General features: G+C 52.4%; 27 protein-coding genes. All 27 read right to left on the bottom strand.

From position 1 onward, the window contains the following. Window positions 1-53 precede the first annotated feature (53 nt). The 27 genes from spoIID to upp all read right to left on the bottom strand — a co-directional run bounded on the left by spoIID (window position 54) and on the right by upp (window position 25,938). Entirely contained in the window at window positions 54-1,106 is a 1,053-nt protein-coding gene (gene spoIID, locus RAC89_RS12420; RefSeq protein WP_306613819.1) for a stage II sporulation protein D, read from the bottom strand. A 182-nt stretch (window positions 1,107-1,288) separates the two neighbouring features. Continuing rightward, a complete protein-coding gene (gene murA, locus RAC89_RS12415; protein ID WP_306616090.1) occupies window positions 1,289-2,608 on the bottom strand; it encodes a UDP-N-acetylglucosamine 1-carboxyvinyltransferase in 1,320 nt (439 codons plus the stop codon). Between the two features lie 126 nt (window positions 2,609-2,734). Beyond that, a complete protein-coding gene (locus RAC89_RS12410) occupies window positions 2,735-2,986 on the bottom strand; it encodes a DUF1146 family protein (RefSeq protein WP_284643159.1) in 252 nt (83 codons plus the stop codon). A 144-nt stretch (window positions 2,987-3,130) separates the two neighbouring features. After that, the gene (locus RAC89_RS12405; RefSeq protein WP_306613817.1) at window positions 3,131-5,647 is read right to left on the bottom strand and encodes a S8 family serine peptidase; all 2,517 of its coding nucleotides are present in this window, start codon (window positions 5,645-5,647) and stop codon (window positions 3,131-3,133) included. A gap of 183 nt (window positions 5,648-5,830) precedes the next feature. Continuing rightward, entirely contained in the window at window positions 5,831-7,345 is a 1,515-nt protein-coding gene (locus RAC89_RS12400; RefSeq protein ID WP_306613816.1) for an NADH-quinone oxidoreductase subunit N, read from the bottom strand. Between the two features lie 4 nt (window positions 7,346-7,349). Continuing rightward, window positions 7,350-8,972, bottom strand: a complete 1,623-nt coding sequence (locus RAC89_RS12395) for a complex I subunit 4 family protein (protein WP_306613815.1) — start codon at window positions 8,970-8,972, stop codon at window positions 7,350-7,352. After that, window positions 8,962-10,845, bottom strand: a complete 1,884-nt coding sequence (gene nuoL, locus RAC89_RS12390) for an NADH-quinone oxidoreductase subunit L (RefSeq protein WP_306613814.1) — start codon at window positions 10,843-10,845, stop codon at window positions 8,962-8,964. Before nuoL ends, RAC89_RS12395 begins: the two co-directional genes overlap by 11 nt. Before the next feature lie 57 nt (window positions 10,846-10,902). Beyond that, on the bottom strand, window positions 10,903-11,223 hold the full coding sequence (gene nuoK, locus RAC89_RS12385; protein ID WP_284643150.1) for an NADH-quinone oxidoreductase subunit NuoK: 321 nt from the start codon (window positions 11,221-11,223) through the stop codon (window positions 10,903-10,905). Between the two features lie 3 nt (window positions 11,224-11,226). Further along, window positions 11,227-11,757, bottom strand: a complete 531-nt coding sequence (locus RAC89_RS12380; RefSeq protein ID WP_306613813.1) for an NADH-quinone oxidoreductase subunit J — start codon at window positions 11,755-11,757, stop codon at window positions 11,227-11,229. Beyond that, a complete protein-coding gene (gene nuoI, locus RAC89_RS12375) occupies window positions 11,758-12,201 on the bottom strand; it encodes an NADH-quinone oxidoreductase subunit NuoI (RefSeq protein WP_284643146.1) in 444 nt (147 codons plus the stop codon). A 33-nt stretch (window positions 12,202-12,234) separates the two neighbouring features. Then, entirely contained in the window at window positions 12,235-13,242 is a 1,008-nt protein-coding gene (gene nuoH / locus RAC89_RS12370) for an NADH-quinone oxidoreductase subunit NuoH (RefSeq protein ID WP_306613812.1), read from the bottom strand. Continuing rightward, window positions 13,242-14,342: an NADH-quinone oxidoreductase subunit D gene (locus RAC89_RS12365; RefSeq protein ID WP_306613811.1), complete on the bottom strand. Its 1,101-nt coding sequence runs from the start codon at window positions 14,340-14,342 to the stop codon at window positions 13,242-13,244. Before RAC89_RS12365 ends, nuoH begins: the two co-directional genes overlap by 1 nt. Before the next feature lie 6 nt (window positions 14,343-14,348). Continuing rightward, a complete protein-coding gene (locus tag RAC89_RS12360; protein ID WP_306613809.1) occupies window positions 14,349-15,278 on the bottom strand; it encodes an NADH-quinone oxidoreductase subunit C in 930 nt (309 codons plus the stop codon). Further along, window positions 15,275-15,793, bottom strand: coding sequence for a NuoB/complex I 20 kDa subunit family protein (locus tag RAC89_RS12355; RefSeq protein ID WP_284643138.1), 519 nt, complete (start codon window positions 15,791-15,793; stop codon window positions 15,275-15,277). The genes RAC89_RS12360 and RAC89_RS12355 overlap by 4 nt, the downstream gene beginning before the upstream one ends. Beyond that, entirely contained in the window at window positions 15,778-16,143 is a 366-nt protein-coding gene (locus tag RAC89_RS12350) for an NADH-quinone oxidoreductase subunit A (protein ID WP_284644979.1), read from the bottom strand. The genes RAC89_RS12355 and RAC89_RS12350 overlap by 16 nt, the downstream gene beginning before the upstream one ends. 201 nt (window positions 16,144-16,344) lie before the next feature. Continuing rightward, window positions 16,345-16,749, bottom strand: a complete 405-nt coding sequence (locus RAC89_RS12345; protein ID WP_306613807.1) for a F0F1 ATP synthase subunit epsilon — start codon at window positions 16,747-16,749, stop codon at window positions 16,345-16,347. Between the two features lie 242 nt (window positions 16,750-16,991). Next, the gene (gene atpD / locus RAC89_RS12340; protein ID WP_306613805.1) at window positions 16,992-18,398 is read right to left on the bottom strand and encodes a F0F1 ATP synthase subunit beta; all 1,407 of its coding nucleotides are present in this window, start codon (window positions 18,396-18,398) and stop codon (window positions 16,992-16,994) included. Window positions 18,399-18,531: 133 nt separating this feature from the next. Next, window positions 18,532-19,389: an ATP synthase F1 subunit gamma gene (gene atpG, locus RAC89_RS12335; RefSeq protein ID WP_306613803.1), complete on the bottom strand. Its 858-nt coding sequence runs from the start codon at window positions 19,387-19,389 to the stop codon at window positions 18,532-18,534. 122 nt (window positions 19,390-19,511) lie between these two features. Beyond that, window positions 19,512-21,026 (bottom strand): F0F1 ATP synthase subunit alpha, encoded by a 1,515-nt coding sequence (atpA, locus tag RAC89_RS12330; protein ID WP_306613801.1) that lies wholly within the window; start codon window positions 21,024-21,026, stop codon window positions 19,512-19,514. Between the two features lie 15 nt (window positions 21,027-21,041). Continuing rightward, entirely contained in the window at window positions 21,042-21,593 is a 552-nt protein-coding gene (locus RAC89_RS12325; protein WP_306613799.1) for a F0F1 ATP synthase subunit delta, read from the bottom strand. Next, entirely contained in the window at window positions 21,590-22,075 is a 486-nt protein-coding gene (gene atpF / locus RAC89_RS12320) for a F0F1 ATP synthase subunit B (RefSeq protein WP_284643125.1), read from the bottom strand. Before atpF ends, RAC89_RS12325 begins: the two co-directional genes overlap by 4 nt. Window positions 22,076-22,184: 109 nt before the next feature. Next, entirely contained in the window at window positions 22,185-22,412 is a 228-nt protein-coding gene (gene atpE / locus RAC89_RS12315; protein WP_284643123.1) for a F0F1 ATP synthase subunit C, read from the bottom strand. Window positions 22,413-22,505: 93 nt separating this feature from the next. Continuing rightward, window positions 22,506-23,273 carry a F0F1 ATP synthase subunit A gene (gene atpB, locus RAC89_RS12310; RefSeq protein ID WP_284643121.1) on the bottom strand — a complete coding sequence of 256 codons (768 nt, stop codon included), beginning with the start codon at window positions 23,271-23,273 and terminating at the stop codon, window positions 22,506-22,508. A gap of 37 nt (window positions 23,274-23,310) precedes the next feature. Continuing rightward, window positions 23,311-23,679: an ATP synthase subunit I gene (locus RAC89_RS12305; RefSeq protein WP_306613797.1), complete on the bottom strand. Its 369-nt coding sequence runs from the start codon at window positions 23,677-23,679 to the stop codon at window positions 23,311-23,313. Beyond that, window positions 23,672-23,908 (bottom strand): AtpZ/AtpI family protein, encoded by a 237-nt coding sequence (locus RAC89_RS12300; protein WP_284643117.1) that lies wholly within the window; start codon window positions 23,906-23,908, stop codon window positions 23,672-23,674. The genes RAC89_RS12305 and RAC89_RS12300 overlap by 8 nt, the downstream gene beginning before the upstream one ends. A gap of 220 nt (window positions 23,909-24,128) precedes the next feature. After that, on the bottom strand, window positions 24,129-25,271 hold the full coding sequence (gene wecB / locus RAC89_RS12295; protein WP_306613796.1) for a non-hydrolyzing UDP-N-acetylglucosamine 2-epimerase: 1,143 nt from the start codon (window positions 25,269-25,271) through the stop codon (window positions 24,129-24,131). Between the two features lie 37 nt (window positions 25,272-25,308). Then, complete coding sequence (upp, locus tag RAC89_RS12290) at window positions 25,309-25,938, bottom strand: uracil phosphoribosyltransferase (RefSeq protein WP_284643113.1); 630 nt, start codon at window positions 25,936-25,938, stop codon at window positions 25,309-25,311. Between the last annotated feature and the right edge of the window lie 19 nt (window positions 25,939-25,957).

Raw genomic sequence — 25,957 nt, 5'->3', positions numbered from 1 at the left:
CTAACCAGTCTTGCCGGATTCGCGAGATTTATACAGCGTGATCTACTATTTTTTTAGAATGATTTTCCTTTTAGTAGTGGCGTGTCGGAACTGACCTGAATCCCTGTATAAAAGTACTTAACGATTTCCTCCGCTTTCTTCCCTTCCTTTGCCATTCCGTTCGCGCCCCACTGGCTCATCCCGACTCCATGCCCATAACCGAAGGTGGTAATCTGCAGCTCCGAACCCTTCCATGACCATTGAAAATGAGTCGAGTTCAGTCCCAGCTTCTCCCGGAATTCGCGGCCGGAGAACGTTTTGCCTCCGACGGTTAGGGTTTTGATCCGATTGCCTTCTGTCTTCCCTATCACCCGTAAGCTATTGCTCTGGTTGGCCGATACCGGTATCGCCGTCCGAAGACCGAGCTTCTGCCCGAGCTCCTTGCTTGAGATCGAAATCGTCTCCTTATATCGGGGAGACAGCTTCACATCCCATGGGCTGGGCACGCTGCGCAAATAAGGAATGCGGTCGCCCCAATAATCCTCCGAATTCTCGGTGTAGCCATTACTAGTGGAGAAGAAGGTCGCTTGAATCGGCTTTCCCTCATACGTGAGAATCATGTCCTTCGTTTCCTCGACGGCCCGGTTCAACTTGTCCATATTAGCCGCATACTGCGCCCCGCTCCAGCGCTGCTTCAGCTCCTGCTCGCTGACATACGCCTGATGCGTGATCGTATCCGTCACTACCGCGCCCTCCACCGGTACACCTGACAAGTCCTTCTCCAGCAGGCGACGGACAATGTATGTCCTGGCTGCCATCGCCTGTGCCTTGAGAGCCTCCAGCTCGAAGTCTATCGGCATTTCGGCAGCGACCACGCCCCGGACGTACTGCTCCAAATCTAGCTGCTGCACCTTCTTGTCCTTACTCAGATAGACAGGAATCGTTAAACCCGGCTCTCCTCCGGCAGGAAGCCCTTTGGTGTTATAAGGCTCGGCTGCACCGGGTACCTCCGTGCTTTTACTAGAGGGCAGACCCTTCGTCGTCAGAACCGGCACAAGCACAACAATTGCTAGAAAGCTGGCCAGTCCGATCAACACCAGCTGCAGCCAGTGACGCTTTTTGTGCATTACCTTGTATTTCGCTGTCATAAAATCCTCCATCTTTTGTCGATTCCGCTGGTTTTCGTAACGAGATGCTGTGGCTGCAGGTAACATCATCATATGAAATCGAAAGATAGATTAGACCTGTGAAAAAAGAAAGAGAACCCGTCTCTCCTATCTCAGGAAAGCCGGGTTCTCTTCAGCAAGCTCTAGGCCAAGCTAGGCTGTATGGTGAAGATCGGAAGCGTCGCTTCCTCTTCGTTGTATTTCTCCGGGGTAATCCGCTCAATATCCGCGCCCAGAAGCCGCAGCTTCTCCTCGATACCGACGTAGCCTCGGTCGATATGGTGCAGTCCGGTAATTTCAGTTTCGCCCTCGGCCGCAAGCGCTGCAAGAATTAAGGCCGCACCCGCTCTCAAGTCCGTGGCGCATACTTTCCCGCCCTGAAGCCGATTCCCACCGGTCACAATAGCCGTACGTCCCTCTACTTTAATCTGAGCATCCATGTTCAGCAGCTGCTCTACGTGCATGAACCGGTTCTCGAAAACAGTCTCCGTCACGAGGCTGGTGCCCTCCGCCTGAAGCAAGAGCGCCATCATCTGTGCCTGCATATCCGTAGGAAAGCCCGGATACGGCAGTGTTTTTACATCCACCGCGCGCAGCGGCCCTTCCCGGTATACGCGAATGCCATTCTCATCCTCGGCGATCTTGACGCCCATCTCCTGCATTTTCGAAATGACCGGCCGAAGATGATCGGCAATAGCATTTTCTATGTAGAGATTACTGCCTGTAATGGCAGCCGCGATCATATAAGTACCCGCTTCAATGCGATCCGGGATTACCGTATGTACCGCCCCGCGCAGCTGCTCCACGCCATCGATCCGAATCAGACCGGTACCGGCGCCGCGAATCTTCGCCCCCATCGCATTCAAATAGTTCGCGAGATCGACGATTTCCGGTTCTTTCGCGGCGTTCTCGATCAAGGTGGTCCCTTCGGCGAGAGCCGCGGCCATCATGATGTTTTCGGTAGCGCCGACACTGGCCACATCGAGATAAATTTTCGCGCCTTGCAGGCGACCTCTTACACGGGCTTCAATGTAACCCTGTCCCAGCTCGATTTCCGCTCCCATCGCCTCGAAGCCCTTCAGATGCTGATCGATCGGACGAGTGCCGATAGCGCAGCCGCCGGGTAATGAGATGCGCGCCTGTCCCATGCGGGCCAATAAAGGTCCCATCACAAGAAAAGAAGCCCTCATTTTGCGAACCAGCTCGTAGGAGGCTTCGCAGGTGTTGATGCGTTCCGCATTGACGCGGATCGTTTCATTATAGTAATCAACCTTAATTCCTAAGCTTTCAAGCACTTGGTTAATGACCAGGACGTCGTCTAATGGAGGCGCATCATGTATGATGCTCTCTCCTTCCGTTCCTAGGATGGATGCTGCAATAATCGGCAGTACGGCATTTTTGGCACCGTGGATCTTCACTCTGCCAGTTAGTGGTTTGCCGCCGCGGACGATAATTTTGTTCATCATGGTCCCCCTCCGCGTTTTTCTTTTTGTAACATAATGATAAGATTCGAATCATGTTCAGCTTTTAAAGCGGTTGTACTATCCATTGTTGACAATATTGTCCTTGGTTATTCGGATGGAATGCATTTAGAACATTCCCCCGAGCCAGGTCGACCACTGCAGGTAGTCGATGATAAAGCGTGCCAGTTGATAGCCTAGCGCCACCGATAAAAAGATTTGCAGCAGCTTCGCTTGCGGACCCTTCGGATGCTTAAAAATGGCCTCGAGCTTGATCCCCTGCAATGCCCACCAGGAGAACCCGATACACATTAGTGCAATAAATATGTTAAGCACGCCGCTGATTCCAAGGGAATTGTTCATTTGATCGACGTATTCCATGACCGTAACGGTCCTCCTTGCCGTGCAAATCAAGCCTGATTCAGGCAGGCTGGGCTCTGCGCTGTCCGTCATGCATACTTACCCAGCCCGCCGCCGGTTTAATCGCAAAGTGGTTCCGAATGATGCAAAATGTTCCATACCCCATTATGGCAGAATTCTCGCCAGGATGGCAACGAACTCAGCCCTTGTTGCCTGCTGGTCCGGACGGAACGAACCATCTCCATACCCCGTAATCCAGCCTTCCGCTTTCATCTGCTTGAGCAGCCCCGTTCCCCAGTAGGTCTCATCTACGTCGGTAAAAGGTAGCAGCCCGCGATGCTTGCCTGTCATATTCATGCTTCTCGCCAGCATCGCGGTCATTTCCATACGGCTCACCGGCTGATCTGAAGCGAAGGTCCCGTCGGGATATCCATCCACAACGCCGGCCTGCGCGGCTTTACTAATGTATTCGTACGCCCAGTGGTTCGGATCCAGGTCGCGATACTGAATCGGCCGCTGCTTGCTCCAGTGAAAAGCGCGTGAAAGCACCGCTGTCACTTCAGCGCGAGTGATCGGCCGGTCCGGCTGAAACAGGTAGTCGCCGTAGCCCTCTACAACTTGCTTTTTCGTCATCGTGAGAATCGCCGGCAGCGCCCAGTGCGAACGAATGTCGGCATACCCGCCGTCCAAAGGCTTTGCATCTACTTGGAATTGGTACATTCGGTCGGTGAATGGCAAGTTGGTTGTCAGTCTCACATAATAAATGCCCGGACTGAATCGTCCCTTTAACTGCTGATCCGCCTGATAAGCCGCATTCATTGACGATGCCATCGGCTTCAAAGTACCGTCGTAAAGGTGCATATAAATGCTTGCCGGGGCTGGGATATCATTCAGCCGAATCGTCACCAGACTCTCCTCATCCACCCGGAATTGGAACCAGTCGATATCGTCCGCCCGATCCAGCAAGCCGCTGTAGACCGTATCCATAGAGACTGTCGTCGCTTGATAAGATCGGTTGTTCGGCTCGTGCGGATCAAGCAAACGCGCATTATACTCAATCGTAAGCGTATACTCGCCTACAACAGGATTGGCATATTCTTTTACGTTCGTCACCCGAAGGTAATAGCTCCCGGGGAAGACTTGGGACAAATAAACAGACTCCGCTTCCCCGTCATCCCCGTCGTCATAAACCACAGAGCGCTCCCCCTGCTTTTGCACCAGAAGGACAGGGTCCATTCTGGCGGTATCCGTGGTTAAACGGATTCCCAAGGTCCCCGATTCCGGGATCGGCAGCTCGAACCAGTCGGTATCATTCCACTGATGGAAGGTGCCTTTAATCGTTTGGCTTCGCGCAGGAAGAACAAACGCCTTGTATTGCTTATCGTTGTCCTCATAAGCATCGGCATTCATCCCGAAGGAGGTGATCAGCTGATACTTTGTTTCATTCTTGCGATTGCGATCGCTAAGCTGCAATTGGATGTAGCTTCGTCCTTTGCGAACGGGAAGCGTCAAGGTTTGTCCCGCTGCAACAGTTCTGCTGCTTAGAACTCCGTTGGCATCCGTGTACTGCAGCTGAACGGAAACCCCGCTTTCCATGACGAATCTCAAGTCCATTGCTCCATCATAGATCGAGTCCCAGTAGTACCAATCGGTATCCGTTCCGCTTGAGAAAGCAGCGCCTACCCGATGGCTTACGGAGATCGGCTTCGCCTGATCCTTCCGCTGATTCGGCTCATACATATCCGCCAGCAGCGGCTCTTTCAATGCCCGGTCGGCACGCAGCAGCCCGAAGCCGGTCTCCGGGTCCCAGCCTGCGTCTCCCAGGTTCTCGGCCGTCTGCCGCAGCAGCTGCCGAATCTCAAAGGGAGTGTACCATGGGTACTTGTTCCATACGAGCGCCGCTACCGCTGCAACTTGTGGAGCCGCCATGGAGGTGCCGTCCATGTATTCGTACGAATGACCCATCGCGGTCGTGAACACATCCCAAGGTGCAACCAGGTCCAGCTCAGGCCCCCTGTTGGACCGGTCATGAACCCGTCCATCCACACCCATGCCGCCTACACTCAGCACAGTCGAATACGCGGCAGGGTATTTCACCACATTGCCTTCATTCCCGGTGGCAGCGACCAGCAGCACACCGCGTTCCTCAGCATAGCTGATAATCTCGCTCATATAATCCGAGTACTTATTCAAGCCAAGCGACAGCACCACAATTTTGGCTCCGTGGTCCACCGCATATCGGATGCCTTCCCCTAGCTTGGCTTCACCCCCGGTTCCATCCGCTTCCAGCGCCTTGATCGGCATAATCTTGGCATTCCATAGAATGCCTGATATCCCCCGGTCGTTATTGCCTTGGGCCGCAATCACACCGGCCACATTGGTACCATGTCCGTTATCATCGGCCGGCCCCAAGCCCGGCTGTACCAGATTCACGCCGGGCACCAGATTCTTCTTCAGATCCGGATGGTCCAGCTCCACGCCGGTATCAACCACAGCAATAATGATGTTAGTATTGCTGTTCGTTACCTTCCAGGCTTCCTCTATCCCAATTTGCTTTAAATAGGTTTGTTTTTCATAGAACGGGTCATCCGCTAGCTGAGCATTCGCCGTCGTCTGCCCGGATGCCAGCAACCATAGGCTTAGAAGGATCGTTAGCACATATGTAAATCTAATAGGTTTCATAGATATGGTTTCCTTTCCCCTTGGAAACAATCATATCTAATTCTATAGTGCACCTAAGCTCCCTGCAACTGGAAAAGAGAACCTAACGTTGCTCTCAGCCCTATTGTCACGAAACTGTTGAAAACAGGTATGAAAAAAGCCGCCTCCTCAGGTAAATTACTGAAGAAACGGCTTTGGTTGCAGTTAATAGAAGAAAAACAAGTCTTGCGTTAAGGAGAAGATACGCTCGATGTAACCAAGCACCCAATGCGGTACAATCCCGAGCAACAAGCTGATCCCGGCGCACAGCCAGAGGGTAATCCCTAACGGCAGCGGCACGATCACTTCACGTGACTCCAGCTCGCTGCGCATGAACATCTGCCGTATCAATCCGAAGTAATAGTAGAAGGAAACGACGCTGGTCCCGATTAAGACAGCCGCAAGCCAATAATGCTGCGTCTGCAGTGTTCCCAGCATAATGTACAGTTTTCCGAAGAAGCCCCCCGACAGCGGTAAGCCTGCCAAGGAAAGGACGAGCAATACGGCAGCGATAGCCGTTGCGGGAGCTCTGTAGTACAAGCCCGCCAGTCCGTTCAATGTGTCTTCCCCCGTAGACCGTTCCAGAATCATGATCAGCGCAAAAGCCCCGATGTTCATAAACAGGTACGCGATCAAGTAAAAGGCGAACTCCGAGAAGTTAGAGAAGTGCACCATCGAAAACTGAATGCCGATCGGCACGAGCAAATAACCGGAGTTGGCTACTCCCGAGTAGGCCAAGAGACGCTTCATATTCGTTTGGCGCAGCGCCACGAAGTTACCGACAATCATAGCCAGTGCAGCCACGACCATTAAGGCTGTAAGCACATCGCCATGAACCGGCTGGCCCATGAGCTCACCGACGCCGTATACGCCGTACATGACGCGGAACAGGATGGCAAAAGCCGCCGCCTTCGATACCGTCGCCAAGAAGGCGGTAATCGGTGTAGGAGCGCCTTGATATACATCCGGTGCCCACATATGGAAAGGTGCAGCCGCCACCTTGAAGCTAAAGCCTGCAAGCAGCAGGAAAAAGCTCAGATAAATAAAGGGCAGCGACGTCGCGGCAGACTGGCCTACGGCAGCGTTAATTTCCTGGATCGACGTCGAGCCGGAGATGCCGTAAAGGAACGACATCCCGTACAGGATAATCGCTGACGAAATGCCTCCAAGGACAATGTACTTGAAGGCCCCTTCATTGGAAGAGAGGCTCTTTTTACGCATCGCTACTAAAATGTAGGATGTGATGCTGAGCAGCTCAAGACCTACGAACAGGGTGATCAAGTCGCCCGAGGACGCCATGATCATGCCGCCTAGTGTAGCCGGAAGCAGAAGGTAATAATATTCCCCGACGTGATGGACTTCTTCTTCCTTTACCGTACCAAGGCTCATAAATGTAATGAGACCTGCGCCGGTAAGCAGGATCAGCTTAATAATATTACCGAAATCGTCGATGCGGTAGCTGTAGTTAAGCAGCTGCTTCGGCTCTGCAGGAGCCAGATAGGTTACCACGAAGAAGGCGGAAACCACAATACCGAGAAGAGACAAATATCCAAGCCACGTACGGCTTACGTTCCGCGGCAGGAATAGATCTAACAGGGAAAGTACCACAGCAGCGGCGACAAGCGTCAGCTCCGGTGCCAGCAGTCCCAGATCGCTAACTTGAAGACGTAATGGTTCCACCGGTCTAGCCTCCCATCTTCGCTAAGCTTCGAATGAATTGATCGAAGCCGCTGACGGTGTGATGAAGCGGTTCACTTACAACACTCGGGTAGATCCCGAGAACAACGATAAAGGCAACGAGCGTAATCATCGGAATCGCCTCTATGAGACGGGCATCGCGCATTTCGGGCCGCTCCACGCGGACAGGCCCGTATGTAATCCCGAGCACCCCGCGAAGCACATAGACGGCCGCGAGAATAATGCCAAGCGCCCCGACAACGGCGGCTGCCGGAATTCTTTGGAACAAGCCGAGAAACGCCATAAACTCGGCAACAAAACCGGACAGGCCCGGAAGACCTAAAGAGGCCATACCGGAAACCAGTAAAATTCCCGAAATAAACGGAATCGATTTTGCCAATCCGCCCAGCTCATCCAGCCGCGTCGTTTGCGTGCGCTCGAAAATCGCACCGACCAGCAAGAACATGAGCGCCGAGATCAAGCCGTGAGACACAAGCTGGAAGACGGCTCCCTCCATGCCTTCCATGTTGAACGCGGCAAGTCCGAGCAGCACGATACCCATATGGCTGATACTGGAATATGCAAGCACCAGCTTGAAGTCCTTCTGCACGAAGGCCAGCACAGCCCCGTAAATAATGTTGATAACGCCCAGCGTTGCGAGAACGCCAGCCCATGCATAAGCCTCTTGAGGAAATAGCAGGATCCCAAAGCGGATAAGTCCGTAGGCGCCCATTTTCAATAGAATTCCCGAGTGGATCATAACAATGGACGGAGGAGCTTCCGTATGCACCTTCAGCATCCACGTATGGAACGGGAAGATCGGCAGCTTAATGCCGAAAGCGACGAGCATCAGAATAAAGAGAGCCCATCTCATCGTTTCACTCAGGAAAAACGGATTATCCGGAATCTCCCCTTGGTTCACGAGCGCATTTGCATTCTGTAACAAGTTTTCCTGAATCACCTGCAGGCTTCCACTATAGAACAAGGAAGCTCCGTTAGCATCATTCACCTGATTGAAGCCGGCTGTGCTTACGAGAATCAGGAAGGCGATCAGCATAACAGCCGAACCGAGACCGTTGTAGATCAAGAACTTATTTGCAGCCCGCTCCCTGTCCATATAGCCCCAGATCCCGATAAGGAAGAACATCGGAATGAGCGTAATTTCGAAGAACACGAAGAACAGGAACAAATCCTGTGCCAGAAATACCCCGAACATCCCTGTCTCCAATAGCAGAAATAGGATGAAGTACGATTTCCAGCGCTTCTTGATATAGACCGAAGCGAGAGCCGCCATCGTTGCGACCAAAGCAGTCAAGAACACAAGCGGTAGCGACAAGCCGTCTACCGCCATCGAATACTTGAATTCGAAGAAGAAGGAGGTTAACCCGTTCAAGGTCTCCTTATTTAGCGGAACGACGATCCATGGTACATCCTCACGGAACTGAAGACCCGCATTTTGATTGGTAAACTGCGAGTAGAGCCAGCCGGAAAGCACAAGCGGTATCAAGGTAGCGGCGATCGCTACCGCCTTGATCATGCCTCCTTGTGTCTTGGGCAGGAACATAAGAACGAGAACACCGATGAGCGGCGTAAACGTGATCAGTGAAAGTATAGGGAAATTATCCGGCATCGATGAACCTCCTTCCTGCAATCGCCAAGATCAGAATAAGCAATCCGAGCAGGGTAGCCAATCCATAGGACTGCATTTGCCCGTTCTGCATTCGGGATCCGAGACGACCGATTCCCCAGACTGCATAGCTCGAGAGGCGAACCACTCCGTCTACCACATACACATCGAACAGATGCAGCAGCTTGCCGAGGCCCCCTAACGGAACTACGATAACGGCTTGATACAGCTCATCGATGTAATATTTGCGATTCAGCAGCCGGTATAGCCAAGGAGCATTGCTTGGAAGTGCATTCGGATCGAGCGATTTCTTCACATAGAGCAAATACCCGAGACCGATGCCCAGCAGACCTACCAGATTCGATAATAGGATCACAACCCAGTTCGCATGCTCCTCAATCGTTTCCCCTGTAAGCCACGTGCCAAGCCATGGGTTGAACGGTGTAAAGACGAACCCTGCTGCTACAGCCAATACCGCCAAGACAAGCAAAGGTATGGTCATAGAGGCCGGCGATTCATGTACTTCCGCATGGTGGCGGGGCTTGCCCGTGAACACCAGGAAGAACAATCGGGACATATAGAAGGCTGTGAAGAACGCAGCGATCAATCCGATCCAGAACAGCAGCTGATTGTGATGATAAGCCTCTGCGAGAATCGCATCCTTGGACCAGAAGCCGGACAAGGGCGCAATTCCGGAAAGGGCCAGCGTACCGATGGCGAAGGTCCATGTTGTGATCTTCATTTTGCTGCCGATGCCGCCCATTTCATGGATGTCCTGTGTATGTACCGCGTGAATGACGCTGCCCGCCCCCAGGAACAGCAGCGCCTTGAAGAACGCATGGGTAAACAGGTGAAAAATGCCCGCCGTATACGCAATCGTCGAACCTAGACCTAGTGCCATCATCATGTAGCCCAATTGGCTGACGGTGGAATACGCAAGAATCCGCTTAATATCGTTCTGCGCCGTACCGATGGTCGCTGCGAAAATCGCTGTGAAGCCGCCGATAACCGCTACCACCGTTAAGGCCGTTGGAGATGCAACGAATACTTCATACGTACGAGCTACCAAGTAAACGCCTGCAGCTACCATCGTAGCCGCATGGATCAGCGCACTGATCGGTGTCGGACCTTCCATGGCGTCAGGAAGCCATGTATGGAGCGGAAACTGACCGGATTTCCCTACCGCCCCTACGAAAATCAAGATCGCGATGGTCGTAGCCATACTTGCGGGAATCGCACCGCTGGAAAAAGCGTTATGAATCGAATTAAAGTCCAGCGCGTGATTTGGCATGACTTTATACAACAGAAGAATGGCAATGAATAAACCGACATCCCCGATACGGGTGACAATAAACGCCTTTTTCGCGGCAGCTCTTGCCTCCGGCTTGAAATACCAGAACCCGACCAGCAAGAACGAACAAACGCCGACCAGCTCCCAGAAAATAAAGAACTGTACCAGGTTCTCGGATATAACGAGTCCCAGCATCGAAAAGGTAAATAAGGCTATGTATGCGAAGAACGTATTGATCCGCTCATCTCCGTGCATGTACCCTTTGGAATACAAATTGACCAGCAAACTGACGAGCGTAACCACCACCAGCATTAAAGCATTCAGGTTGGTTACTTCGAAGCCCATTGTCAGTGTTGTCGTACCCAGCTTCAGCCAGTGCAGCTGGTTCCATGTATAGTCTCCGACTTGACCGCCGACGCGCTCAATGAAAATAAGCACCGACAGGGCAAACGAAGCAAACACGGCCACAATGCTGATATAGGCGCCCGCATCCTTCAGCTGCCGTCCTACCGCCGTCAGGATCAGAAACGACAGCAGCGGAAACAACGGGATGAGCCAGGCGTATTGCGAATAAGCCGATACCATAGTGCTGCTCCCTTCTCAAAGCTTGCTAATTTCGCAAGCACTTCGTAAGCGTACAATTTATCGTTTCAACGAATCCATTTCATTTACATCCGTTGTCCCTTTATTGCGGTAGAGAGCAATCAAGATGGCAATGCCCACGGCCGCTTCCGCCGCTGCGACGGTTATGTTGAACAAACTAAAGATTTGACCTGTTAGATTCGGATTGACACCTAATTTGGAAAACGCAACGAGATTCAGGTTCACGCTGTTGAGCATCAGCTCGATGGACAGCAGGACGACGACCGCGTTCTTTTTCGTCAAAGCCCCGTATAATCCGATACAGAATAGAATCGCTGCCAGCGTCAGATAGGGTGTAGCCAGTCCGCTATTGAACTCCATCCGTTAGTCCTCCTCCCTCTTCGCCACAATAATGGCTCCAATGAAGGCTACCGTGAGCAGAACGGACATCAGCTCGAAGGGAATGACATGGGCGCCGAATAACAGCTTGCCGATCTCCATCGTGTTGTCCTGCCCTGCCTGGAAGGTTCCTGCCGAAGCAGGCAGCTCGGAATTCTGAATTGCATAGAAGATCAATCCGAAGAGCGCCAGACACCCGACAAAAGCCAGCACGTTATGCGCCGGCCGCTTCGGTTCTTCCTCGATGCCTTTATGCTTCGTCATCATAATCCCGAAGATCATCAGAATGGTGATGGCTCCGGCATAGATCAGAACTTGCACGAAGGCAACAAATTCCGCCTCCAGCACGACATAGAGCGCACCCAAGCTGATAAAGGTACAGGCAAGCGCCAGTACCATGTGCACGACCTTCTCGAAGCTGATCATGAAGATCGCTCCGCCGATGGCCAGCAGCGCGCAGAGGAAAAAGGCGATATTCTCCCCGTTCGATAAAAAGTTAACGATGTTCTGAATCATCTACTTCGCCCCGCCTTTCGGAAGCGCCGAGTTGTTTTCCTTGCGGATGTTCTGATTGTTCTCGTTCAGCCACTGCAGGTTCTTGAACAGATCGTCCCGGCTGTAGGTGCTGAGCTCGAAGTTATTCGTCATTACGATCGCTTCCGTAGGACAAACCTCCGTACAGAGATCGCAAAGGATGCAGATTTCGAAATTAATATCGTACGTGTCGATGACCTTGCCCTTCTTCTCCGGGTCCGGATTTGGCTTCCCGATCAGGTTGATGCACTCGGTCGGACAAATGCGCGCGCATTGGTTGCAGACGATGCATTTTTCAGGGTCGAAATGCTGAATACCGCGGAAGCGGTCCGGCATCTCGAGCGGAACATCGGGGTACGCATACGTTACTTTTTTCTGCGTCATGGCCTTCAGGGTAAAGCCGAGCCCCTTGATAATGCCTTTCATGACTGTTTCACCCTTTCCAAGCGTTGCAACGCTTTACATCGCGATCGCCATATAAATCGCTGTAACGAAGATATTCACCAGCGCCAGCGGCAGCAATACTCTCCAGCCGAGTCCCATCAGCTGGTCTACACGAATACGCGGAAGCGTTGCGCGGAACCAGAACAGGCAGAACACGATAAAGGAAAATTTCAGCAGGAACCAGATGATTCCTGGGATAAAGCTAAGGAATGGAAACGGTGCATGCCATCCGCCTAAGAACAAGGTTGTCGTTAGGCCTGCGATAGCGAATACGTATACGTATTCGGCCAGCATGAAGAAGGCGAACCGGAAGCCTGAGTATTCAACGTGATAGCCCGCTACTAGCTCCGACTCCGCCTCCGGCAAGTCGAACGGTGTACGGTTCAGCTCAGAAACCGCAGCAACGATGAAAACACAGAAGCCGATAATCTGCGGGAGGAAGTTCCAATGCCAGAAGCCGCCCTCCTGCTGCAGGACAATCGCATTCAAATTCATGCTGCCCGTCATCATGATGACGCCAACGACGGAAATAACCAGTGGAATCTCGTAGCTGATCATCTGTGCAGCGGACCGCATCCCGCCAAGCAGCGCATATTTGTTATTGGACGCCCATCCCCCAAGCACGATACCGATGGTTGAAATCCCGGACAGGGCGACATAGTACAGAATGCCGACATTCATATTGCTCGACAGCAGGTTCGGTGCAAAAGGAATGGCCGCGATGACCGTAAAGGCAGGAATAAACGTAATGACCGGAGCCAATATAAAAAGCTCCCGTTCCGCCTTATGCGGTATCGTATCTTCCTTAATCAGCAGCTTCGTTACGTCGGCAACTGTCTGCAGAAGTCCCAGCGGACCTACGCGATTCGGACCGATCCGCAGCTGCATCCACCCGATGACCTTCCGTTCAAAGTAAATGGCATACGTAACAAATCCAAGTACTACGAGAAGCAGGACGACTCCCCAAGCAAACAGGATGGCAAAATTCGTCCAAGTTAGCTGCTGCTCCAATAAATCCATCATTACGCATCCACCTCCCCGACGACGATATCAATACCGCCGAGAATCGTGATTAAGTTGGTCATCGTTTCGCCGACCAGGAGCTTCGGCAAGATTTGCAGATTCACAAAGGACGGACGCCGGAACTTCAGGCGATACGGCTTATCCTTACCCTTGGAAATAATATAACAGCCGATCTCCCCCCGTGGAGACTCGATGGCCGAGTATACTTCCCCTTCCGCCGGACGAAGCACACGAGGCACCTTGCCCATGATCTCCCCACCGGAGGGAAACTGCTCTACGGCCTGCTCCAGAATGCGGAGGGACTGCTTGATCTCCTCCAGACGCAGCACATAGCGGTCATAGCAATCGCCGTTCGTCGATACCGGAACATCGAAATCGAAGCGATCGTAGATGCTGTACGGCTGTGCCTTGCGTAAATCCCAGTTGACGCCGGTACAGCGCAGATTGGCGCCGCTCAAGCCATACGCGATGGCGTCTTCGGCATTATATTTGCCAACGCCCTTGATCCGCGCCAGGAAAATTTCGTTACCGCTCACCAGCTGATGATATTCCTCCAGCTTCTCTCTCATGTAAGGAACGAAGTCGCGGACCTTCTGAATCCAGCCCTCAGGCGCGTCCCATTTCACTCCGCCGACACGCATATAGTTGTATGTTAAGCGGGCGCCGCAAAGCTCGTTGAACAAATTAATGATGATTTCCCGGTCGCGAAAAGCAAACAAGAACGGGCTCATCGCCCCGATATCGAGCAAATAGGTGCCCCACCATACCATATGGCTGGCAATACGCTGCAGCTCCATAACGATCAGCCGGAGATACTCCGCGCGCTCGGGAATTTCGAGCTGCATCAATTTCTCTACGGCGTTCACAAGCACGTAGTTATTGGTCATCGCCGATACGTAGTCCATCCGGTCCGTGTAAGGGATAATTTGAGTATACGTCAAATTTTCCGCCAGCTTCTCCGTACCCCGATGCAGATACCCCATCACCGGGTTGGCTTCCGTAATGACCTCGCCGTCCAGCTTCACGACAATCCGGAATACCCCGTGTGTACTAGGATGCTGCGGACCTACGTTTAGTAGCAATTCTTCCGTTCTAATCAACGTGTCCTACACCTCCGGGTCAAGCGGTTCATAATCTTTGCGCAGCGGATGGCCGACCCAATCGTCAGACATCATGATTCTTCGTAGGTCCGGATGACCCGGGAAATCGATCCCGAACAGGTCATACGCTTCCCGCTCATTCCAATTCGCCGTCGGCCACAGCGGCGTCACCGATGCCACGGAAGGATTCTCCCGGTCCGTCTTCACCTTAATGCAGTACTCTTGCTTGCTCTCGAGCGAAATGAGATGATACACGACTTCCATATGGCTTTCCATGTCGACCCCGGACAAGTTGCGCAGGTAGTTCAGCTTCAGCTCCGGATGCTGCTGCAGCACCTTGGCCGCTTCATACCAGCTGTCGTTCTTCACGATGAGATACGGCATGTGATCGTTCTTCTCATTAATGAAGGCCTGCTCCACTGCATCGCTGCCGACCGCTTCCCGCAGAATCGCTGCGGCGCGATCCAACACCGGCTGCTTCGGCGACGGCTCCTTCGGCGCTTCCGGCGCATCGCCTTCCTTGGCGGCTGCGCGCGCATTCGCCCGCGCGGCTCTCGCCTCGGCGGCGGCCTTCGCCTTCGCCTCTTTCTCCGCGTCCGTCGGGGCCGCCCGCTCGGCTGCCGGCGGGTCGCTCGGCTCCCCTGTTGCGGCTGGCCCGGCCGGCGGCTTCGCTTCCGCGGAGATACCGCCCTTCTGACGGGCGGTCTCGTCCGCGTCGGCGCTCACGCCCGGCTGTGGCTCGCGCGCCGCATCGCCCGTCGGCGGCTCTCCGGCGCCGCCGGCAACCCGCACGTCGGCCGGACTGCCGACGCCTCCTTCTGCCCGCGCCTCACCGCTCGGCGCAGTCGATTCAGCCGCAGCTTCCCCCTGCGGCTTCTGCTCTTCCGGCGCGGTCACGTCTTCCGCGTCCGGGTTCTTTTTGACCTCGTCACTCATGCATTCGTCACCTGCTTACCGGTTTTCGCTTCGTAGCGGATCTTCTCCTGGAGCTTGTTGATCCCGTAGATAAGCGCCGCCGGATTCGGCGGACAGCCTGGGATGTATACATCTACAGGCACAACCTGGTCTACCCCTTTGACCACAGCATATGACTTCACGTACGGACCTCCTGCGGTTGCACATGAACCCATGGCAATAACCCACTTCGGCTCCGGCATCTGATCATAGAGACGGCGAAGCAGCGGAGCCATCTTCTTCGTGACGGTACCTGCAACGATCATAACATCGGATTGCCGAGGCGAGGTACGGAAGATGACACCGAAGCGGTCCAAGTCATAATGCGAGGCTCCCGTTCCCATCATCTCGATAGCACAGCAAGCCAGACCGAACGTAAGCGGCCAAAGCGAATTGCTTCGGGCCCATGCCTTTACCTGCTCGAGCGTTGTCATAAATACGTTGCGTTCCAGCTCTTGGCGTTCCTCTGGCGAAATTGATTCTAGATTGAAGTCCATTGCAGCACCTTCTTCTTATAGGCATAAACTAATCCTATGATCAACAATCCGATAAAAATGCACATCTCAACAAGCGCAAACAAGCCCAATTGCTTGTACGCAACGGCCCACGGATACAAGAAAACAGTTTCTACATCGAAAATAACAAACATCAAGGCGAACAAGTAGTACCGAATGTTAAAGCGTACTTGTCCTTCACCCACCGGCTCGTTACCGCTTTCATAAGTCGTATACTTTTCTGTTGTCGGCTTGTTCGGTCGTAACAGTTTACCGATTGTAAGCGCTGCTATGGGAAGCAGCACACCCAAGAACAGAAAAATCGCAACGACCACGTAGTTATTCGTGTACATCGTAAACGAACCGCCTCCTGCCTTATCCATTTGTATAGCGCAAGATTGACCCGCGCTAATTCCTTCCATATATGCCCTAACAATTATATCAAAAGCCCTAAGGGGTGTCTAACATTTTCCTTCCCTCACGAAACAGTTTCTATCCCCCGGATGCAAAAAAAGCGAAGGAACCCATTTCCCCCGCTTTTCCCGTTCCTTATGCTATTGTTTCCCAGATACGTCAAGTCGATTCATGGCGCGTTGCAGCGCTAATTCGGCACGACGGAAATCGATCTCATCTCTTTTCGCCGCTAAGCGCTTCTCAGCACGTTCTTTCGCTGCTTGCGCCCGATCGATATCGATTTGACCCGGCAGCTCGGCGCTTTCCGCCAAAATAACCACCTTGTCCTTCCGCACTTCCATAAAACCGCCGTGCACTGCGATGACTTCGTCCTTCTGGCCTTGTCTCTTCACAGTAAACGGAGCGATCTTCAGCGGAGTGACTAGCGGAATGTGATTCGGCAGAATCCCAAGCTCCCCTTCGACACCTTTAGCGATGACCATGTTGACATGATCGGAATACACCTTGCGTTCCGGGGTTACCACTTCCAGCAGGAATGTACTCACTTGGATTCCCCTTTCGAAGCTTTTTTGAAAAAGGTGGAGCTACTTATTGCATCGGCATCCGACGACCTCCGGGAAAAAGAGCTTCGCTAACCTCAGACAGTTATTTGTTCGATCCCTGATTAGAATAGGATAAGAATGGATCGAAAAATAAAACTCGCGCGAAGCTTCTTTTTCCCTACGGCACTACGGACTGCCGAGGCAATAAAGAGCGTAACCTTTTTCAACAAAAGCTTACCTTTATATTAGAGCGTCTTCGCCTTAGCGACAGCGTCTTCGATTGTGCCCACGTTGTGGAACGCCGGTTCAGGAAGATCGTCGTGCTTGCCGTCAAGGATTTCCTTGAAGCTGCGCACGGTTTCTTTAACCGGTACGTACAATCCTGGGATCCCGTTGAACGCTTCCGCAACGTGCAGAGGCTGGGACAGGAACAATTCTACGCGACGCGCACGGTGTACAACCAATTTGTCTTCATCGGACAACTCGTCCATACCCAAGATCGCGATGATATCGAGCAATTCCTTATAGCGCTGAAGCAGTCGCTTAACGCCTTGCGCTACTTGGTAGTGCTCTTCGCCCAGGATTTCCGGTGTCAGAATCCGGGAGGAGGATGCCAGCGGGTCAACCGCAGGGAAGATACCCTTCGCTGCGATACCGCGCTCCAGGTTCGTCGTTGCATCCAAGTGAGCAAACGCCGTAGCAGGAGCCGGATCCGTGTAGTCATCCGCAGGAACGTAGATCGCTTGAATCGACGTTACGGAACCTTTTTTCGTGGAAGTGATACGCTCTTGCAGCTGACCCATCTCGGTAGCCAGTGTCGGCTGGTAACCTACCGCGGAAGGCATACGGCCGAGCAAGGCGGATACTTCGGAACCCGCTTGAGTAAAGCGGAAGATGTTATCGATAAACAGAAGTACGTCACGGCCTTCTTCGTCACGGAAGTATTCTGCCATTGTCAAGCCAGTCAAAGCTACGCGAAGACGCGCACCTGGCGGCTCGTTCATCTGACCGAATACCATCGCCGTTTTGGAGATAACGCCGGAATCCTTCATTTCATGGTACAAGTCGTTACCTTCACGAGTACGCTCACCTACACCCGCGAATACGGAGATACCGCCGTGCTCTTGCGCGATGTTGTGAATGAGCTCCTGCATCGTAACGGTTTTACCTACACCCGCACCACCGAAGAGACCGATCTTACCACCCTTGGCATAAGGAGCCATCAGGTCGATAACCTTAATTCCAGTTTCGAGAATTTCCGCTTGTGTGGAAAGGTTCTCGAACGCAGGAGCCGGCTTATGGATCGGGCTGCTCAACGTACGATCTACGTTAGCGTCGCCGTCGATCGGCTCGCCTACAACGTTAAATACGCGGCCCAAAGTCGCTGCACCTACGGCAACGGTGATAGGAGCTCCGGTATCGATTGCCTCGGTACCACGCACCAGACCGTCCGTAGTGGACATCGCAATACAGCGAACCATGTTGTCACCAAGGTGAACGGCCGCTTCCAGCGTCAGGTTGATGTCTTGTTCACTTGCGTTTTGCGCTTTTCTTTCAATCTTGATTGCGTTCAAGATCTCAGGGAGGTGTCCACGCTCGAACTCGATGTCGACAACCGGCCCCGTTATATTAACAACGCGCCCTTTGCTCACTGTTTTCCCTCCTAAAAACTTTGCCCTTGGGCAAAGTTGCGTCGTAAGCATAACCTAAGTTTCGCTTTAACGAGAATACTTCGTAAGCTAAACCTACGTTTTACCTTAGCAAAACTGCTTTAAAAATCCGTTCTTAAGCTTGTGCGTTTGCTCCGGCTACGATCTCCGAAATTTCCTGGGTAATAGCAGCCTGACGGGCACGGTTGTAAACAAGGGTCAACGAGCTGATCATCTTCGATGCGTTCTTCGTTGCATTACTCATCGCTGTCATTCTCGCCCCAAATTCACTCGCCTTACCGTCGAGCAACGCGCTGTAAATCAACGTTTCAGCGTATCTTGGGAGCAATACCTCAAGGACGCCTTCCGGTGAAGGCTCATACTCATAATTCGCTGTGCTGCTCGCGCTGACATCCTCCAAAGGAAGCAGACGCTTAATTTCAGGAATCTGAGTAATCGCGTTCTTGAATTCGTTGTATACAAGGTAAAGCTCGTCGTATGACCCGTTTTCGAAGTTACCCACCGCTTGTGCCGCTATCGACTTGATATCGGCGAAGCTTGGAGAATCCGGAAGACCCGTGATTTCCTCCACGATCGGAATATTGCGTTTCTTAAAGAAATCGCGACCCTTACGACCAATGACGAAAATCGAGTACTCGTTAGCCGACGTATGCTTTTCCTTAATCGTAGCCATTACCTTACGAAGCACGTTCGCATTGTAACCACCAGCCAAACCGCGGTCTGAGGTGATGACGAGATACCCTGTTCTCTTGATCGTCCGGGTTTGCAGCATCGGGTGCTTCACACCCTTGGTGCCTGCAGCAATACTCGCTACGACCTCTTTCATCTTCTCAGCATAAGGACGGGAAGCTTGCGCCGCATCCTGCGCTCTTTTCAGCTTCGCAGCTGCAACCAGCTCCATTGCCTTCGTGATTTGACGCGTGTTTTGCTTCGATTTGATAGATCGTTTAATCTCACGCATACCTTTTGCCATGCCTGCTCACCTCTCTCTCAAAGCGCCCGCTGGGGACGCCAATAGATAAGCCTATATATGTCATCCATTCCAAGCGCCAAGCTCCTCTTTCCTCGAAAGAAGAGCTCTTTACTCAGCATTTATTATGCAGAAGGAGCGAATCCTTTTTTGAACGTTGCAATTGCATCCTTCAGTGCGTTTTCGTTATCCGAAGTCAGATCATTCGTGTCACGGATGTTCGTCAAGATCTCCGGACGGTTCGAATCCAGGTAAGCCAGGAACTCTGCTTCGAAACGACGCACGTCTTGTACCGGAAGCTCATCTACATGGCCTCTGGTTACCGCGTAGATCGCAACAACCTGCTTCTCAACCGACATCGGCTGATTGACACCCTGCTTAAGCAGCTCAAGGGTACGAATACCGCGGTTCAGACGAGTCTGCGTAGCTTTGTCAAGGTCGGAGCCGAAGGCAGCGAACGCTGCGAGCTCACGGTATTGCGCCAAGTCCAGCTTGAGGGTACCGGCAACCTTCTTCATCGCTTTGATTTGTGCAGAGCTACCTACACGGGATACCGAGATACCGACGTTAACGGCAGGACGCTGACCGGAGTAGAACAAATCTGCCTCGAGGAAGATCTGACCGTCCGTAATGGAGATTACGTTTGTTGGGATATAAGCGGATACGTCGCCCGCTTGCGTCTCGATGAATGGCAGAGCCGTCATCGACCCGCCGCCGAGCTCATCGTTCAGCTTCGCCGCGCGCTCCAGCAAACGGGAGTGCAAGTAGAATACGTCACCAGGATAAGCTTCCCGACCCGGAGGACGTCTCAGGAGCAAGGAAAGCTCACGGTATGCAGCTGCCTGCTTGGACAAGTCATCATATACGATGAGCACATGCTCGCCTTTGTACATGAAGTATTCACCCATGGAGCAGCCGGCGTATGGAGCAAGCCACAGCATTGGAGCCGGCTCGGAAGCGGATGCGGTAACTACGATCGTGTAGTCAAGTGCGCCCGCTTTACGAAGCGTTTCAACCAAGGCTACGACAGTGGATTGCTTTTGACCGATCGCAACGTAAATACACTTTACTCCGCTGCCCTTTTGGTTGATGATCGTATCAACGGCAATGGAGGTTTTACCTGTTTGACGGTCACCGATGATGAGCTCGCGCTGTCCGCGACCGATTGGGATCATCGCGTCGATCGCTTTGATACCGGTCTGCATTGGCTCATGTACGGATTTACGTGCCATAACGCCCGGAGCCGGGGACTCGATCGGACGGAAGTGTGTTGTTTCGATTGGGCCTTTGCCGTCAACCGGCTGACCCAGTGGGTTGACTACGCGGCCAAGCAGAGCTTCTCCAACCGGGATTTCCATGATACGGCCGGTACGCTTTACTTGATCGCCTTCACGGATGTCCGTGTATGGTCCCAAGATAACGATACCAACGTTACTTTCCTCCAGGTTGAACGCATAACCCAAAACGCCGTTGGAGAACTCTACGAGCTCGCCCGCCATTACGTTCTCAAGGCCATGTGCACGGGCGATACCGTCACCGACCTGAATGACCGTACCAACGTCAACGACTTGAATGTCAGACTTATATTTTTCAATCTGCTGTCTAATCAGCGTGCTGATTTCTTCAGGTTTGATACTCAACTTGCTCACCCCTATCTACAGTGCTTGAGATTGATTCAACGTTTTTTCCAGGCGCTGAAGTTTGCCGGACAAGCTTCCGTCATACAGACGATCGCCGATCCGAACTTGAATGCCGCCCAGCAAGCCTTTATCGAGAACCGATTCCACACGGATTTGTTTGCCCGTAATTTGGCTGAAGGCTGCCGCAATGCCGGAGAGCTCCGTCTCAGACAAAGCTACCGGCGTGTAAACCGTTGCATTCGCCTGACCTAGCGCCTCATTGGCAATGGCAACATAGGAATCCACTACGGCTTCCAACGCGCCTTCTCTTCTTCTCTCCACAAGAAGAACCAGCGTAGCGAAAACGAGCTCCGAAACCGTACCGCTGAAAATTTCCTTCAGCAGGTTCGTCTTCGCCGACACGTCAACACCTGGATGCTGAATCAGCTTATGCAGATCTCTTTGCTCTTGAAGCACAGCAATTACTGCTTTCAGCTCTGCCTCAACCTGCTGGACCAGATTTTGATCCTTGGCGGCGGCGAACAGTGCTTTGGCATATCTTTTGGCTACGATGATGTCCTTGCTCATTGGTTGCCTCCTACCTCTTTGAGGTATTGCTCAACCAGCTGCTCCTGCGACTTCTCATCGATTTGCTTCTCGATAATTTTGGAGGCGATCAGAACGGACATGGCGCTCACCTGACTACGCAGAGCGGCAACAGCTTTGTTCTTCTCGGTCTCGATATCACGAAGCGCGTCCTGCTTCAGACGGCTCGCTTCTTCTTTCGCTTGTTGAATAATGTCCTCCGCCTGCTTGCTGCTGGTTACGCGGGCTTGCTCCATCATTTGCTTCGCTTCGCTGCGCACTTGCTCCAAGGCAGCCTTCTGCTCAGCAAGGAGGGCATCGGCTTGCTTGCGGTTCGATTCCGCGCTATCAAGCTGATCCTTCACCAGTTGACGGCGTTGCTCCATGATCCCCATCAATGGACCGAAAGCATATTTGCTGATCAGCCACATCAATACCAAAAAGGACACGATGGCAATACCGAACGAAGTTATATTGAAATGCATCTATACGTCACTCCCTTCAAGGGGCTATTGGCAAATCCAGACACGAATGCAAGCATTCGGACAAAAGGAAGGCGTGGAGGCTTAGAGGGCTTCCCCGCCTTGTGCGCTATTAAGGTTGGATTACGAAAGTGAAGAGCAATGCGAATACAACCGCGATGATTGGAATCGCCTCGACGAGACCTACACCGATAAACATAACTGTTTGAAGAGTAGCTTTTTGCTCTGGCTGACGAGCGATACCGTCAACTGTCTTACTTACGATCAAACCGTTACCAATACCTGCACCAAGTGCTGCCAAACCGATTGCGATTGCTGCTGCTAATGCCATACCTGCCATTGTGTAAATCCTCCTTAGAATAATAAAATTTAGGTTTGTGGTGTTAAAAAGCGGTTGCGGTCAAGGGGATAACTCGCTTAAGCCGTCCGCATGTCAGTGTTCCTCGTGTTTTTCGAGTGCCTGAGATAAGTAAACCATCGTCAACGTCGTGAAAACGAACGCTTGGATCGCCCCGACGAAGACCGAGAAGCCTTGCCATATGATCAGCGGGATTACCCCTCCGATCCCGGCAAGCAGAATCACCCCAATGAGAACCTCACCGGCAAAAATGTTACCGAATAGACGCATACCGAGCGTCAAGAGCTTGGAAATCTGCTCAACGATGTGCAATGGAAACATCACAGCGTACGGCTCAAAGTAATGGCGAAGATAATGCTTGGTGTTGCGAGTCAATCCCAGGAAGTGCACCAGGAAGATGACCATGAAGGCAAGACCCATCGTCACGGACAAGTCTGCTGTAGGAGATTTCCACCAGCTCAGCCCAAGATGCTTCCCTGCTGCATGCGCAGCATCGTATTCCTCTTTCGTGATGCCTAATTGCGGAATCGGTCCGGTAACATCTGTGATGATGACAAGCGGCAGCCCCAGCATGTTGCCCACGAAGATGAACATGATCAGCGTAATGCCGAGCATAATGAAGGTCTTACCCTTCTTCATATCCATAGAGCTGGAGATGATATTGTGAACGAACTCGACTAACCACTCCAAGAAGTTTTGTAATTTGCCGGGGTTGTGTACAGACAAATTGCGCGTTCCGGCAATGGAGAGGATTAGTACAATTAAGCAGGTTACTGAAATGGTAATGACGACAGACAAATCCCAACTCAGACCTAACCAATTGACTATCGGAAATTCATGCATGTGTAGTAGTTTCACCCCTTTCCAAGGCATGATGGAATTATTTTTTATTTGAAATAATACCCAATAGGAGTGTTGCCAACTGAACGGAGATTAAACCTGCGATCACAGACCACATGGCAAAGTGCTCCGGCAATTTGTAAGCGATGATCATAGCAATGATCGCAATCGCCGTCCTGTTGCCGAATCCCAGGCCTCGCTTTCGCTTGCCCTGAAGGGCGCTCTCCGATAGCTGACGAATTTTCCAAGCCAAGTACATAGCGTTCACGAAACTAAAAACGGTCCCCAAAATCAAACCCGCGATGATCGGCCGATAAGCCGGCAGTAATGCCCACGCAAAGAAGCACACGGACAAAAAAAGGTACACAAAGCGTTGAACCGTTTTCAGATGGGCTGCAAACTCATCCATTGGAGCCTCCTTGCATTACGCGTCGAATGATTAGGACCACGCTGACAATGCCTAGAATAAAACCGAGCATCATTCCAAGTGCGATCCAGATCGGCTCTCCGCCCCGGTAATCGCTGAACCAATCGCCCAGCCAAAAACCGGCAAGCATGCAAACGCCAAGGTCAACACCGATACCGCCAAGCATCGCGACGGCACGCCAGGGATTATCCTTCGAACGGAATCTCTTCATAATCCTCCTAACACTGCCGACATGTGGGCTTTGTTGGCCGCTTACATTCCATGTCTACCGTAACCCTAGTTTATTTTAGCTAAGCGTAGGACGCTTTGTCAATTACACATAATTGTGTACCGTCTGTGACCAAAATCACACGAACCCAGTAATACCAAGGGTTTCCGCGTCTTCAAACCAAACAGTAGTACTGTATGCTGTAACGTTTGTCATGAGATTGTCACGGTTGGAACGGCTCCGGTCTTTCTTTGGTATGCCCGAAGTGGTACAAGATGGCATCTACGATGCGTTCGGAGGCTTTGCCGTCGCCGTAAGGGTTGGCTGATTTACTCATCCGGTCGTACAATGCCTGGTCGGTTAACAGAGCGCGGGCACGATCATACACCTTCTGCTCATCCGTTCCAACCAGCTCCAGCGTCCCTGCATCGATGCCTTCCGGACGCTCCGTTGTTTCACGTAGAACCAACACCGGTACGCCGAACGATGGCGCTTCCTCCTGTAAGCCACCCGAATCCGTAAGGATCATGTGAGTATGCGGGTACAGATTGTGAAGCTCGAACACATCGAGCGGGTCGATCAGCTTAATGCGGTCATGACCTCCGAGAATTTCATGAGCCGGCTCCCTTACCGCAGGGGAGAGATGAACCGGATATACGATTGCGATATCCTCAAACTCATCGGCCAGACGACGAACCGCACGGAAAATCTGACGATGCGGCTCTCCCTGCGATTCCCGCCGATGCGCTGTCATCAGCACGAGGCGCTTGCCCTGTGCCCATTCCAGAACCGGATGATGGAAGTCCTCCTTCAGCGTATACTGGAACACATCGGTAACCGTATTGCCTGTGATGAAGATCGTCTTTTCCAATTTGTTTTCTTTCCGCAGATTGCCCGCAGACCAGTCCGTCGGAGCAAAATGAAGATCCGCCAGTACTCCAGTCAGCTGCCGGTTCATTTCCTCCGGATAAGGCGACAGCTTGTTCCATGTACGAAGCCCCGCTTCCACATGGCCTACCTGAATCTGCTGCAGGAATGCCGCATAGCTGGCCAGGAAGGTCGTCAGCGTATCCCCGTGCACCAGAATCAGATCCGGCTTCTCTTCCTTGAAGACAGGATCAAGGCCTTGAAGGACGCGAATCGAAATTTCATTCAGCGTTTGACGATCCTTCATCACGTCGAGATCGTAATTCGGTTTGATTTGAAATATATCAAGCACTTGATCAAGCATTTGACGGTGCTGAGCGGTTACGCATACCAGCGAATCGATCTGTTCCGGATGCTTCTCCAGCTCTTTGACGAGCGGTGCCATCTTAATGGCCTCGGGTCTCGTTCCAAAAATCGTAATGACCTTCGTTTTCTTCATGCTAGGAAGCTCCTCTCCTCATTAAGCATCTTCAGCTTTATTTCGTGCCGAACAGCCTGTCCCCGGCATCCCCCAGCCCCGGAATGATGTATCCGTGGTCATTCAGGTATTCATCAATGGCGGCAACATAAATATCCACATCGGGATGGGCCTGTTGAACAGCTTGTACGCCCTCCGGTGCGGCAATTAAGCACATCAGTTTGATTTGTGTACAGTTGCGGTTCTTCAGCGCTTGAATGGCTGCATTGGCTGAGCCGCCGGTTGCCAGCATCGGGTCGATTACGATGAGTTCCCGCTCCTGAACGTCCGTCGGCAGCTTCGCGTAATACTCCACCGGCTGAAGCGTTTGCGGGTCGCGGTACAAGCCGATATGGCCTACCTTCGCCGCAGGAACCAGCTTAAGAATGCCGTCCACCATGCCTAGTCCTGCACGCAGAATCGGAATCAATCCCAGCATGCGGCCGGAGATAACTCGACACTCGGTTGTTGCTACCGGCGTGCGAACTTCTACCTTTTCCAAAGGAATATCCCTAGTAATTTCATAGGCCATCAAGGTGGCCACCTCATCGACAAGCTCCCGGAAATCCTTCGTTGTCGTATTCTCATCCCGTATGTAGGTCAGCTTGTGCTGAATCAGCGGGTGATCGCATACAAACACTTTTCCCATACTACCTGCTTCCCCCTAT

The sequence above is a fragment of the Paenibacillus sp. GD4 genome (assembly GCF_030846225.1).
In the GTDB taxonomy this organism is placed as follows: Bacteria; Bacillota; Bacilli; order Paenibacillales; family NBRC-103111; genus Paenibacillus_G; species Paenibacillus_G silviterrae.
This window is presented reverse-complemented; position numbering and strand designations above follow the sequence as displayed.